General features: G+C 74.1%; 9 protein-coding genes. 7 read left to right on the top strand and 2 right to left on the bottom strand.

The features are described from left to right. The first annotated feature begins 147 nt into the window (after nucleotides 1-147). The 3 genes from AB0G11_RS29505 to AB0G11_RS29495 all read left to right on the top strand — a co-directional run bounded on the left by AB0G11_RS29505 (nucleotide 148) and on the right by AB0G11_RS29495 (nucleotide 3,607). Complete coding sequence (locus tag AB0G11_RS29505) at nucleotides 148-1,074, top strand: alpha/beta hydrolase (RefSeq protein WP_357589850.1); 927 nt, start codon at nucleotides 148-150, stop codon at nucleotides 1,072-1,074. 265 nt (nucleotides 1,075-1,339) lie between these two features. Then, nucleotides 1,340-2,482, top strand: a complete 1,143-nt coding sequence (locus AB0G11_RS29500) for an acyltransferase (RefSeq protein WP_357589848.1) — start codon at nucleotides 1,340-1,342, stop codon at nucleotides 2,480-2,482. 615 nt (nucleotides 2,483-3,097) lie between these two features. Beyond that, the gene (locus AB0G11_RS29495; protein WP_357589846.1) at nucleotides 3,098-3,607 is read left to right on the top strand and encodes a hypothetical protein; all 510 of its coding nucleotides are present in this window, start codon (nucleotides 3,098-3,100) and stop codon (nucleotides 3,605-3,607) included. Nucleotides 3,608-3,855: 248 nt separating this feature from the next. On the opposite strand, the gene AB0G11_RS29490 is transcribed toward AB0G11_RS29495, so the two are convergent. Beyond that, nucleotides 3,856-4,023: a hypothetical protein gene (locus AB0G11_RS29490; protein ID WP_219507301.1), complete on the bottom strand. Its 168-nt coding sequence runs from the start codon at nucleotides 4,021-4,023 to the stop codon at nucleotides 3,856-3,858. Nucleotides 4,024-4,529: 506 nt separating this feature from the next. On the opposite strand from AB0G11_RS29490, the gene AB0G11_RS29485 reads away from it, so the two are divergent. Next, nucleotides 4,530-8,687, top strand: coding sequence for a hypothetical protein (locus AB0G11_RS29485; protein WP_357589844.1), 4,158 nt, complete (start codon nucleotides 4,530-4,532; stop codon nucleotides 8,685-8,687). 5 nt (nucleotides 8,688-8,692) lie between these two features. On the opposite strand, the gene AB0G11_RS29480 is transcribed toward AB0G11_RS29485, so the two are convergent. Next, nucleotides 8,693-11,086, bottom strand: a complete 2,394-nt coding sequence (locus tag AB0G11_RS29480; RefSeq protein WP_357589842.1) for a glycoside hydrolase family 3 N-terminal domain-containing protein — start codon at nucleotides 11,084-11,086, stop codon at nucleotides 8,693-8,695. Nucleotides 11,087-11,325: 239 nt separating this feature from the next. Here AB0G11_RS29480 and AB0G11_RS29475 point away from each other — a divergent pair, with 239 nt between their 5' ends. From AB0G11_RS29475 to AB0G11_RS29465, 3 genes are all read left to right on the top strand, one after another. Continuing rightward, on the top strand, nucleotides 11,326-11,694 hold the full coding sequence (locus tag AB0G11_RS29475) for a peptidase inhibitor family I36 protein (protein WP_357589840.1): 369 nt from the start codon (nucleotides 11,326-11,328) through the stop codon (nucleotides 11,692-11,694). Nucleotides 11,695-11,942: 248 nt separating this feature from the next. Continuing rightward, a complete protein-coding gene (locus AB0G11_RS29470) occupies nucleotides 11,943-12,602 on the top strand; it encodes a lytic polysaccharide monooxygenase (protein WP_219507306.1) in 660 nt (219 codons plus the stop codon). Nucleotides 12,603-12,688: 86 nt separating this feature from the next. Further along, a complete protein-coding gene (locus AB0G11_RS29465) occupies nucleotides 12,689-13,285 on the top strand; it encodes a hypothetical protein (protein WP_357589838.1) in 597 nt (198 codons plus the stop codon). Nucleotides 13,286-13,288 lie beyond the last annotated feature (3 nt).

The following is a 13,288-nucleotide window of genomic DNA, read 5'->3' as shown; positions in this document are numbered from 1 at the left end:
ACCGGCAGGGACCCTGTCAGGGTCGAATCCCCTGGCCGGGGCCGGTGTATCGGACCACGGTCTTACTACCTGGGTCTGCCGGGGGCTCCCCGGAATGGACCCACGGTCCGATGTGGAGGGAGGCCGGTCTGCGGCAACGTCGTGGGCGTGATCGACGTCAACAGGATCCGCCGCCCTCTGCTCACCGCGCTGGTCGGCGCCGCCATAGCCGTGCCGGTGCCGGGCGCCGCCCGGCCGTCCGCGGTGCCCGCGCCCGTCCCGGCCGCGCTGCCGCCGCTCACCGCGACCGCGGCGGGTCTGGCGGCCCGCTACGCCGCCGGGCGGCGGGAGGTGCTGGCGGCCGAACGCACCGCCGCCGCCCACGGCGACCGGCGCCGGGCCGCGGCGCTGCGGGTCATGGCGGATCCTGGGCGGCGGTTCCTGACCTTCGACGGGCGCGACGGCGGCCGGGTCGTCGAGGTGTTCGGCGATCTGGCCGCCGCCCGGCGGATCGCCGTGGTGGTGCCCGGCGCCGACACCAGCCTCGACAAGTACGGGCTGCTGCGCGGCGGCGCGACGCGGCTGGCGGAGGCGCTCGGCGACGGCGCGGCCGTGGTCACCTGGCTCGGCTACGCGACGCCCCGGACCGTCAGCCTCGACACGCTGACCACCGCCCTGGCCGACGAAGCCGCACCGGCGTTGCGGACGTTCGTACGGAAGCTGGCGGGGGTCAAGCCCGGCACGACGATCTCGCTGCTGTGCCACTCGTACGGCGCCGTGGTGTGCGGGCGGGCGGTGCCCGGGCTGGAGGTCGCCCACCTCGTCCTCTACGGCAGCCCGGGCGCGAGCGCCGACGACGTCAGGGATCTGCGCACCCGGGCCACCGTGTGGGCCGGCCGGGGCGGCGGCGACTGGATCGGCCGCGTCCCGCACCTGCCCGTCCCGTTCGGCTTCGGCCCCGACCCGGTCACGCCCGGGTTCGGCGCCCGTGTGTTCGCGGCGGGCGACGGAGGTCACAGCGACTACCTCAAGGCGGGGTCCGTGTCGCTGGCGAACATCGCCCGCATCGTCACCGGCGAGGCTCCCCGTGCCTGACCTCCCGGCCCTGCCGCCTGCGAGCACCCGGTCCCCGGCACCGGCGGGCCTCTCCGTCTCCACCCCGCAGTCTCCGCCCCCATCGGAGAGCGCGCCTGTTGCCGGCCGACGGTCCGGGCGGCAGGGTGGGACGCCGATCTCCGGCGGCCGTCGTCGTGGCGGGCCAGTCGCGGGCGCGGCTCGGCGGCGGGCGTTTGGGCTTGTCCCAGGGGTCGCCGAGAACGCCTCGGCCAGCCGCCGTGAGAGCCGTGGCGGGGGCGGCGGTGTGCCTCCGGCGCGGGGGTTCGTGCGGCGGATCGCCGACGCCACCCCGGCGGATCGTGACCGGGGGGTCGACGCGTTGCGGGCGCTGGCGATCCTGGGGGTGGTGCTCGGGCACTGGCTGGTGACCGCCGTGGTGGCCGACAGCGGGACGCTGCGGGTGACGAGCCCGCTCAAGCAGCTGCCGGAGCTCACTCCGCTGACCTGGCTGCTGCAGACGCTGGCGGTGTTCTTCCTGGTGGCGGGCCGCGTGAGCACCCAGGGCTACGTGCGGGCGCGCGCTGCGGGCGGCACGTATCCGCAGTGGCTGGGGCCGCGGCTGGCCCGGCTGTCGCGGCCGGTCGTCGTGGTGGCGGCGGTGTGGGCGGTGGCGGCCGTCGCGATGCTCGCCGCCGGGGCCGACCAGGACACGGTGTGGGCGCTGGTCAAGCTGGTGTGGTCGCCGCTGTGGTTCCTGCTGGTGCTCGCGCTGCTGACGGCGCTGACGCCGCTGGCCGCCCGGCTCAGCCCGTGGTGGCCGCTCGTCGCCGTAGCGCTGGGCGACCTCGTCCGCAAGGGGCTGGACGATCCCGCGCCCGGGTGGGTCGAAGGGGTGAACGTGATCTGCGGGTGGCTGGTCCCGTACTGCCTGGGAGCGGCCTGGGCACAGGGGCGGCCACGCGGGCGGGCGGCCAGGTGGGGGCTGTTGGCGGGCGGGGCGGTGGTGGCCGCGGGGCTGGTCGCGTGGGGTGGGTATCCGGCGGCGATGGTGGGGGTGCCGGGGGCGGCGGTGTCCAACCTGGCCCCGCCTTCGCTGGCGGCGGTCGCGTTCGGGCTGGCGCAGTGCGGGGCGGCGATGCTGCTGGCCGGGCCGTTACGGCGGGCGCTGCGAAGACCGCGCCTCTGGGCGGGGGTGGCGCTGGTGAACGTGGGCGCGATGACGATCTTCCTGTGGCATCAGACGGCGATGATCGCGGTCACCGCCGTCGCGCTGACGTCCGGGACGGCGGTGACCGGGCTGCACACCGTGCCGGACGGGTTCGGGTGGGTGGCGTGGCGGGTCGCGTGGCTGCCGGCCTTCGCGGCGGCACTGGCGGTGTGCGTGCTGGCTTTTCACGCGTACGAGCGCCGCCGCCCGCCCCGCCGACGCCGCACCCGCCCAGGCTGAGGCCGCACCTTCCCGTGGTGAGGCCCCGCCGGGGCTTTGGCTCCTCCGGGGTACGGGCCCGCCGGGAGGTTTGGCTCCTCCGGGGTACGGACCCGTCGGGGGGTTTGGCTCCTCCGGGGTACGGACCCGTCGGGGGTAACGCCCCTCCCTGCGCTGGCCCCTCCGGGGGCGAGGCCCCGTCCGGGGTAAGACCCGTCGCATGAGGCACCTTCCGGCGCTCAGACCCCCTCCCGGAGGGTGAGGCCCCTCCCCCGAGGGTGAGGCCCCGCCCGGAGGGTGAGGCCCCGTCGGGGGGTGAGGCCCCGTCGGGGGGTGAGGCCCCGTCGGGGGGTGAGGCCCCGTCGGGGGGTGAGGCCCCGTCGGGGGGTGAGGCCCCTTCCTGCGCTCAGACTTCTTCCGGGGGTGACACTCCTTCCGGGGTGAGGTTCCGCCCGGAGGTAGCACCCCGTTGCGGGGAGGCCCCTTCCCGCGCTCAGACCCCCTCCCAGGAGTGGGACGCCTTCCGGGGGGTGAGGTTTCGCCTGGGTTGTGCGTTTGATTACAAGGTCGTACGGAGGATGGCGGTCTGGTCGTCGGGCGGGGAGACTGCGGGGTGTGTCGCGCCGATGGGTTCCCGTGCTGTTGCTGCTCCTCGTGACGGCGGCTTGCGGGCAGGGGGCGGCGTTGAGCGGCCCCACGATGGACCGGGTGCTCGGGCAGGGGGTGGCGCCGGATCTCATCTACCTGGTGGAGCTGCCCGGGTACGAGCTGGCCGAGCAGTCGATCGGCGTGGTGAACGAGGAGGGGTTCGGCGCGTTCTACACCTCGGCCGAGGGCGGGCAGGTGGAGTTGCGCGTCGACCGGGGCCCGTACCGGTGCGTGGGCACGTGCGAGCGGGACGGCGGCGGCTGGTACGCGGTGCACGAGGGCAGGCACGAGTACGTGGCCGTCGGCGAACGTCATCACCTGCGGCTGATCGGCGATTTGGAGCGGGTCGACCGCGCGGTGCTGCGGGAGGCCGCCGAGGGCGCCCGTCCGGTCGTCACCGAGGGCACGCCGTCACCGCCGCCGGCCCCGGTGGAGCGGGGTGACCTGCCGAGCCACGGTGACATGGCGCCGCTGAACCCGACCGGCCCCGGCGGCTGATCCCCTGCCCCCGGCTCCCACCGATGTGCCGCCGTGCCCACGAACATGTAGGGCCGAAGCTGCGGGGGTGAGGCCAGTTCGGCCGTTCCATCTCACGGGGTGTGATCGGTGCATTACGATTTTCCTGCCTTGTGGTGATCAAGGTTGCGGGAGATCTCGGTGCCGGCGGTGTCGCCCGGGTCGTCGGCGAAGGGTGGTCTGACACTGGACGTCAGCTTCACGGGTCGCTGTCGCGCGGCCCTGGCGTGTCATCGCCTGCCCCACACCGCGCGGATCACCTCGGCGATCGCTCGCAGGATGCGGGCGCGGTCGGCCGAGGCGCATCCCCGAGTGGCCACCCAGACCATGAGGACGGCGGCCGTGGCCACGCACGCCAGGCTGACGATCGGCACCAGCACCCATTCCGCAGGGTTCATCGAGGTGTCCCTCCCGCGCTCGGCAGCCGGAGGATCGGCTGCGGTGGGTGCCAGTTCATCGTGGGGGCGGCATCCGGCCAACGGTTCCCGGACGGGCCGGATGAGGAGCCTTCCGGCCCAGGTCAGAGCCGCTTCCGGCGCCCGCCCGGCCGGACGGTCCGGACGCGCCGGATGGGCCGGATGGGACAGCTGGGCCACATGGGCAGGGCCGGCCGGAACGACAGGATGGGCCGGACGGGCCCGGTGGGCAGGTTCAACCGGACCGAGCGTACGTGCCAGATGGGCCGGACGGGCCCGGTGGGCAGGATCGACCGGACCGACCAGACGTGCCAGATGGGCAGAACCGACGAGACCGAGCGGATGGGCGGGACGGGCCCGGTGGGCAGAACCGACCAGACCGAGCGGACGGGCCGGAGGGGCTAAACCGGCAGGATCGGCCGGACCGACCGGGTGGGCCGGACCGGCAGGACGGGCCGAATGGGCGGTCGTCGTGGGGGGTTGCGTGCATGGCGGGTGATGGGGAGTTGCCCGCCGCGCGGGCGGTGTTGCGGGAGGCGTTGAAGGCGCTGGAGGAGGCGGCCCGGGAGCGTGCCCCGGGGCTGCGGCGCCGGGACGTGATCGACCGGGCCAACGAGCTGCTCGCCGCGCAGCGGGCGGCGGCGAGGCTGACCCCGCAGACGGTCAGCGACTGGCTCACCCGGGGCAGCGCCGCCCAGGATTTCGTGCCGTTGTGGACGCTGGTCCGTGTGCTGCTGGAGCACGCCGGCAGCCCGCCCGCCTACGAGCTGAGGCACGCCTGGTGGCGCAGCCAGCACGAGCTGTGGAAGAAGCGCTGGGAGCAGGCCCGCGCCGCCGGCGTGCAGGAGCGACCGGGGCTTCGTCCGGCGGCGGGGGAAACGTGCCCGTACCCGGGACTGCGCGCGTTCACCGGGGACGAGGCCGAGTGGTTCTTCGGGAGGGAGGCGCTGGTCAGCAGGGTCATGGACCGGCTCGAACGGTGTCTTGCCGACCGCAGCCCGCTGGCCGTCGTGGCGCCCTCGGGGGCGGGCAAGTCGTCGCTGCTGCACGCCGGGGTGCTTCCGGCGCTGGCCAGGGGGCAACTGCCCGGCTCCCGGCACTGGCCGCGACTGGTGCTCACTCCCACGGCCGATCCGTTCGGGGAGCTCGTGGCGAAGCTCGCGGCACTGACGGGGGCCGAGGAGGCGCGGGTCGCGACGGCGCTGGAGGAGGGCTCCGCCGGGCCAGCGGCTCTGATACGCGAGCGGCTCAAGCTCCCGCCCGGCGGCAGGATCGTCCTGGTCGTCGACCAGCTGGAGGAGCTGTTCACGCTGTGCCCGGACGAGTCGGTGCGGCGCCGGTTCGTGGCCGCCCTTGCCCGCCTGACCGCAACGGCGGCGCCCCGCGCCGAGCGGCCCGGCGTGGAGCAGCCCGGTGCCGAGCAGCCCGCCGCCCAGCAGCCCGACGTCGAGCAACCCAGCGCCGAGGAGCCTGTCGCGCTGGGGCTCTACGGGCTGCGCGCGGACTTCTACGGCTCGTGCGCCGGTTTCTCCCATCTTCGTGACGTGCTGGCGAACCATCAGGTGTTCATCGGCGCGATGACGGGCGACGAGGTGCGCCGGGCCGTGACGGAGCCGGCCAGGCGGAGCGGCCTGTCGCTCGCGCCCGGCGTGGTCGACGTCATCCTGCGCGACCTGCGTGGCGCGGCGGGCCCGTACGAGGGCGCGTACAGGGCGGAGCGGTTGCCGCTGCTCGCGCACGCGTTGTGGGTGACGTGGCTGAACCGTAAGGGCGATGCCCTGACCCTGGAGGGCTACCACGCGTCCGGCGGCATCGACGGCGCGGTCGCGGCCAGCGCGGAGGAGGAGTTCGGGGAGCTGTCACCGGCCGCCCGGGAGGCGGCGCGGACGCTGTTCCTGGCTCTGGTCAGGGTCGGCGAGAACGGCGAGGTCACCAGCCGCCGCCGAACCCAGGAAGACCTGATGCTGGCCGCCGCCGACCCGGCGGGCGCGCAGGAAGCGGCCGAGCGGTTCACCCGCGCCCGGCTGCTCAGCCAGGGAGTGGAGCGGGCGGGCGGCTCGGTCACCGTCGAGATCACCCATGAGGCGCTGCTGTGGGCCTGGCCGAAGCTGCGTGACGACTGGATCGGCCGAGGCGAGAAGGGGACGAACGCCCTGATCCGCCAGGAGGTGGAGGATGCGGCCGTCGCCTGGGAACGCGGCCGGCGCAAGGACGTCACCGCCCTGTACCGGGGCAGCAGGCTGGAGCTGGCCCGCGGCTGGGCGGCGGCGGCGAGCCGCGCGGAGGTCACGCCCCTCGTCAGGCAGTTCGTCGACGCCTCCGAACGGCACGAGCGGCGCAGCCGCCGGATCCGGCGCGCGGCGGTGGCCACGGTGTGCGTGCTCGCGCTGATCGCCTCGGGGCTGGCCGTGTTCGCCCTCGACAAGCAGAGCGCAGCCGTCGCCGAACGCGACAACGCGATCTTCGAACGGGTCGCGGCGGAGGCCGACCGTCAGCGTGAGACCAACGGTGAGCTGGCCGCGCAGCTCGACCTGACCGCGTATCGGATGCGGCCGACGCCCGCCCTGCGCACCCGGCTGATGACGGAGGCGGGGTCCGTGCTCTCCACCGCGCTGCCGGGGCACTACCCCCATTCCCCCGTGGTCGCCTTCGGCCGGGACGGCACCCTGGCGACCGGCTCCAGGCGGCTGCGGCTCTGGAACGTCTCCGACCCGGCCCGCCCGGCCCCGCTGACCGAGGAGCTCAGCGCCGGTGAGCGGGTCTTCGTGCAGCAGCTCGCCTACAGCCCGGAAGGCGACCTGCTGGCGCGCGGCGGCTCCGACGGCACCATCCGGCTCCTGGACGTCTCCGATCCCCGCCGCCCGGTGGCGCTGTCGGACCCGGTGACCGTGTCGGAGGGCATGGTGGTGAGCCTGAGGTTCGGTCCCGACGGCCGGACCCTGGCCCTCGGCACCAGGGCGGACACCCCCGGCACCACGGCCAGCACCGTGCAGCTGTGGGACGTCGCGGATCCCCGGCGGCCCCGGCGGCTGAGCACGGTGCTGTCCCGGGAGCGCGAGGGCGTCACGTCCGTCGCGTTCAGCCCGGACGGGGCCACGCTCGTCGTCACCGGCGGCACCGGCCCGGGTGATCGGCGCAGGCTGCTGACCCGGCTGTGGGACGTGTCCGACCCGGCCCGGCCCGCGCCGCTGGGCGGCGAGCTGGGCGGGCACGCAGGCGTCGTGCACCAGGTCGCGTTCGCCCCTGACGGGCACGTGATGGCCACCGCCGGAGGCGACAACCGCGTGCTGCTCTGGGACCTCGCGGACCGGAAACGGCCGAAGGTGAGCAACACCCTGTTCCTGTCCACCACGGTGAGCGCGGTCGCCTTCAGCCCTGACGGGCGCGTGCTGGCCTCCGGCGACAACTCGGGCAGCATCTACCTCTGGAACACCGGCGCCCCGGCGCATGCCAGGACGCTCGGCCCGCCGCTGCGCGGGCACACCAGCGTCGTCAGCAGCCTGGCGTTCGACGCCACGGGAAGCAGGCTGGCCAGCGCCAGCGGCGACGGCACCGTACGGCTCTGGCGCCTGCCCCCGGCCCTGGCCGTCACGGGCGGCGGCCTGAGCGTCAACGCGCTGGCGACCACGGGCGACGGCCGCCTGCTCGCGGTGGCCTCCGGGTTTCACATCACGCTCTGGGACGTCTCCGACCCGGCGCGCCTGACCCCGGTCGGCGCGCTTCCGCAGTCCCTGTTCGTCGTGGAGGCCCTGGCGATCAGGCAAGGGCCGGGCACGTCCGGGAAGACGATCCTGGCCACGGGCAACCGCGGCGGCTCCGTACGGCTGTGGGACGTCTCCGCGCCGGCCCGTCCGGTGGATCTCGGTGAGGCGCCCGGCAGGCAGCTCACCATGATCTCCGCGCTGGCCTTCGACGCCACCGGGCACACCCTGGCCGCCGCCTCGATGGATCTCCAGGGCGGCTACTCCGGCACGCTGCGCGCCTGGGACGTGAGCGACCCGGCCCGCCCCACCGCGCTCGGGGGTGAGCTGCGCGCGCAGCCGCTGCCGATCAAGAGCATGACGGCCGCGCCCCGGGGGCCGTACGTCTACAGCAGCGAGGTGTTCGGCACCGTCCACGTCTGGCGGACGGGCGACGGAGCCGTTCCCGCGCTGGCCGGTCAGGTGGCCACGAACCAGACGCTCATCTCCCTGGACGTCAGCGCCCGCTCGCTGCTGGCCGTCGGCGGCGGGGACAACCTGGTCCGGTTGTGGGACCTGTCGCGGCCGGGCTCCCCGAAGTCCGTCGGGGGGCCGCTGCCCGCCGGCGGCGTGGTCTCCAGCGTGAGCTTCGCCCCGGACGGCAGGCTGCTCGCCAGCGGCGCGGTCGGCCAGATCCGGCTCTGGGACACCTCCGCCCCCGCCGCCGCCTCCGCCCACGGGCTCCCGGTCACGGGCCACAACGGCGCGGTCAACGCCGTCCTGTTCAGCCCGCGCGGCGACGTGCTCGTCAGCGGCGGCCAGGACGGCACCGTACGGCTCTGGCAGGCCGACCCGGAGCGCGCGTTCGCGCTCCTGTGTGGGTCGACGCGCCACGCGATGACGCCGGAGCTGTGGAGGAAGTACGTGTCACCGGTCCTGGACTACGACCCGCCCTGCGGCGGGTAGCCGGGTCAGGGGGCGCAGGTGTAGGCGGAGGGCAGGGCGGGGTCGGCGGAGGGGCGGGTGGCCTGGAAGCCGAACGACGTGGTCGCGCCCGGGCCGAGCGTGGCGTTGTGCGCGGCGTTGCGCAGGGTGACCGTCTGCCCGCTGGTGGTGGGGACGGCGTTCCAGTGGCCGGTGAGGCGGTGGCCGGGCGGCAGGGTGAGGGTGACGCTCCAGCCGTTGAGCGGGGCGGTGCCGGTGTTGGTGACGTTCGCCTGGACGACGTAGCCGGTGTCCCACTGGCTCTGCACGGCCGGGGTGACCGAGCAGCCGCCGCCTCCCGAGGGTGCGGTGGTGACGGTGACCGTGGCGGAGCGGGGTGATCGGTTGCCGGCGGCGTCGCGGGCGTAGACGGCGAAGGTGTGGGCGGTGGCGGGGGCGAGTCCGGTGAGGGTGGCCGTGGCGGCGGCGGTGGTGGCCACGGTCGTCTCGGCGGCGCCCTGGACGCGCACCACGTCGTACGCGGTCACCGCCACGTCGTCGGTGGAGGCGGCCCAGGTGAGGGTGGCCGAGGAGGAGGTGACGGCGGAGGCGGAGGGAGCGCCGGGGGCGGTGGGCGGGTCGGTGTCCTCGCCGGCCGGCTCGTAGGTGAGGCCGAACCCGTACGGGAACAGCGGTGTCTTGCCGTCGCCGGCGTTGATGGGCTGCTGGGAGGAGCTGCTCATCCACGTGAACGGCAGTTTGCCGGTGGGCTGGACGGCGCCGAACAGAACGTCGGCGACGCCGTTCCCCTCGGTGCCGGGGAGCCAGGCGGCGACGAGGCCGTCCCAGCCGGACAGGTGCGCGGCGACGTCGAGCGGGCGGCCGGAGACGAGCACGACGACGACCGGGACGCCGGCGGCGCGCAGGGTGGCGATCGTGTTGAGGTCCTCGGAGTCCAGGCCGAGGCCGCCGGGCCGGTCGCCGTCACCCTCGGCGTACGGGGGCTCGCCGACGACGGCGACGGCGACGTCGTAGGAGCCGTCGACGCCGCGGCCGTCGCGGCTGTAGGCGACGGTGGCGCCGGTGTCCCTGATGCCGTCCAGGATCGTGGTGCCGGGCGTGATGTCGCCGGGCGAGCCCTGCCAGGAAATGGTCCAGCCGCCGCTCTGGTAGCCGATGTCGTCGGCGCTCTTGCCGGCGACGAAGATCCGGCCGTCGCGGGGCAGCGGCAGCACGCCGCCGCTGTTCTTGAGCACGACCTGGGACCTGGCGACGGCCTCGCGGGCCAGGGCGCGGTGGGCGGCGCTGCCGACGGTGGCGGTGTAGGACCGGTCGGTGAGGGGCTTCTCGAACAGGCCCTGCTCGAACTTCTTGGTGAGGACGCGGCGTACGGCGTCGTCGATCCGCGTCTGCGGGACCCGTCCGGCCTGGGTCTCGGCGCGCAGCAGGTCGATGAAGCGCCGCCAGTCGGTGGGGGCCATCACCATGTCGATCCCGGCGTTGATCGCGGTGCGCACGTCCTGGGCGGACAGGCCGGGGGCGCCGTCGATCTGGTCGACGCCGTTCCAGTCGGACACGACGAACCCGGAGAAGCCGAGCTCGCCCTTGAGCACGGTGGTGATCAAGTACTGGTGGCCGTGCACCTTGACGCCGTTCCAGCTGCTGAAGGAGATCATGACGGAGCCGACGCCGCGGGCGATCGCGGCCTCGAAGGGCGGCAGGTGCACGGCCCGCAGCTCGCTCTCGCTCAGCCGGGTGTCGCCCTGGTCGTCGCCGCCCGCGGTGCCGCCGTCGCCGAGGTAGTGCTTGGCGGTGGCGAGCACGGAGGCGGGGCCGTCCTGCAGGCCGGTGACGAGCGTGGCCATCGCGGCGGGCAGTTCGGGCGTCTCGCCGAAGGACTCGTACGTCCTGCCCCACCGGTCGTCGCGGGCGACGCAGAGGCAGGGGGCGAAGTTCCAGTCGACGCCGGTGCCGGTGACCTCCTCGGCGACGGCCCGGCCGATGCGTTCGACGAGGGCGGGGTCGCGGGTGGCGCCGAGTCCGGCGTTGTGCGGGAAGATCGTGGCGCCGTGGACGTTGTTGTGCCCGTGCACGGCGTCGACCCCGTACAGGATGGGGATGCCGAGCGGGGTGGCGAGGGCGGCGTTCTGGAACCTGTCGTACATGTCGGCCCAGGAGGCGGCGGTGTTGGGCGAGGGCGCGGAGCCGCCGCCGGACAGGACGGAGCCGAGCCGGTAGGCGGTGATGTCGGCGGCGCTGACGGAGCCGCGTTCGGCCTGGGTCATCTGGCCGAGCTTCTCGTCGAGCGACATGCGGGACATGAGGTCGGCGACCCGGGTGGCGACGGGCAGCGCGGGGTCCTTGTAGGGGGGATCGGCGGCGGTGGGGACCGCCATGCCGGCGGCGACGAGCAGGGTCACGACGGCCCGGTGGATGCGCACGGCCTCCGCCTCCTCAGCGTTGGGAGCGCTCCCACGGTAGGCCGTTTCCACCGGCTGCCGCCATCACCGGAGCACCCGCACGGCCTCCCACCAGGGCGGTCGCGGTGAAATTTTCACGCGGCGGAATTAGCGGACGATCACCCCTTCCCGCGCAAGATCGGGCGAGGTATGTTCGAGCCGTTCCGAAGAAAAGTTTCACCCATGGAGGAATGGTGGGCAAGAAGCTTCAATTGCTGGCTGTGCCGATCGCGGCTTTCGCGATGGCCTCCCTGATGAGCGCTCCCGCCCAGGCTGCCGAAGGGTACGACCGGTGCCAGGTGGGGAACTACTGCATGTTCTCCGGCCTCGACGGCACCGGTGACATCATCCAGATCACCAGCGACACGCCCGACCTGGCCGTCCTGGGCATGGCCGACCGCGCCAAGTCCGACTGGAACCGGACGAGCACCAGGGTCCACCTCTACTCCGAGGCGAACTGGGGCGGCTGCACCGCCACCACCAGCGCCGGCGGCAAGGGCAACTTCTACATCGACTACCGCGACTTCTTCGACGGCGTCCGCTTCGGCGGCCCGAACGGCCCGTCCTGCTACGTCCCGCCCGAGTCCTGATCCGACCCTCTCCGGAGCCCCCGCCCGCCCGGGCGGGGGCTCCGCCGTCTCCGGGCCGGCGGACGGTGAAACTTTCAACCGGATCGCCGTACGCCTTTCCGCTGCTCGCCCCGCTGATCACGGCCGGCCGGCAGGTTGCTTACAGGGTCAGTCAGTTGTTGACAGCACTGCGGTCAGATAGCGTCCCCCTCAACCCACGCGGGAGCGCTCCCCCGGAACCCCCTGACCGGAACACGGAGACCGCCACCATGCCCCACGGCAAGACTCACTGGGCCCTGCGCGCCGCAGTCGTGCTGCTGTCCGTAGCCCTGCTCAACGTCGTCCCCCTCGCCGGCGGCGCCTCGGCGCACGGATCGGTCGTCGATCCCGCCTCGCGCAACTACGGCTGCTGGCAGCGCTGGGGCTCCGACTTCCAGAACCCGGCCATGCAGCAGCAGGACCCGATGTGCTGGCAGGCCTGGCAGGACAACCCCAACGCCATGTGGAACTGGAACGGGCTCTACCGCAACAACGTCGGCGGCAACCACCAGGCCGCCGTCCCCAACGGCCAGCTGTGCAGCGGCGGCCTCACCGAGGGCGCCCGCTACCGCTCCCTCGACACGCCCGGCCCGTGGAAGACGACGAGCCTCGGCGGCACCTTCACCATCAACCTGTACGACCAGGCCAGCCACGGCGCCGACTACATCCGCGTCTACCTCACCCGCCAGGGCTACGACGCCACGACCACGCCCCTCGGCTGGAACCACCTGGAGCTCATCCGTGAGACGCCCCGCTACGCGCCCAGCCAGAACTACGTGATCAGCAACCTGAGCGCCTCCGGCCGCACCGGCCGCCACGTGATCTACACGGTGTGGAAGGCCTCGCACATGGACCAGACGTACTACATCTGCAGCGACGTCACCTTCTGACGACGCCGACGTCTGGTGTCAGCCGGGCGTCCCGGGCCAGCGCGTCATACGCGGCGAAACCGGGACGCCCGTCTTACTGTGGGTACATGACTGATCACCCGCCGCAGGAGCCGGTCGACATGGCGGCGTGCGTCATCGGCGAGTGCGCGCGCTTCGGCGCCCGGCTGCGCACGCTGACCGGGCAGCTCGGGTTCGCGCCCGCGCCCGCCACCGACCGCGAGGAGCTGCAGCAGGCCGTGGCCTACATCCACGCCGCGCTCGCCGATCTGCTGGCCGCGCTGCAGCCGATCCATCACGAGGACCTGCGGCGCATCCTCAGCGACCGGGAGATGGGCCTGGTCCGCTGCCTCGACGGCTGCACCCCGCCCCGGGACGCGACGGGCGCCGAGGTGGGAGCCTGTGGCGGGTGCGGCGGCGGCGCGTGCCGCAGTTGCGGGCACCCGGTGCCGCCCGACGGCCCGGCCCTGTGCTGGCGCTGCGTCGCCTCACCCGAACAGCCGGACCCGCTGCGGCCCGGCGCCGTGAGGACGGACCCCGTACGGACCGGCCCCGTACAGACCGAAGGCGCCCAACCCGGGACCACGCCTGGGACCGCACCTGAGACCGCACCCGAAACCGCACGGCCTGAGGCCGCGCGGTTGCACATCCCGGCCGGTGACCTGCCGTGGGTGGCGACGGCCTGAGAG

Source organism: Nonomuraea sp. NPDC023979, assembly GCF_040639085.1.
Taxonomy (GTDB): domain Bacteria; phylum Actinomycetota; class Actinomycetes; order Streptosporangiales; family Streptosporangiaceae; genus Nonomuraea; species Nonomuraea ceibae.
This window is presented reverse-complemented; position numbering and strand designations above follow the sequence as displayed.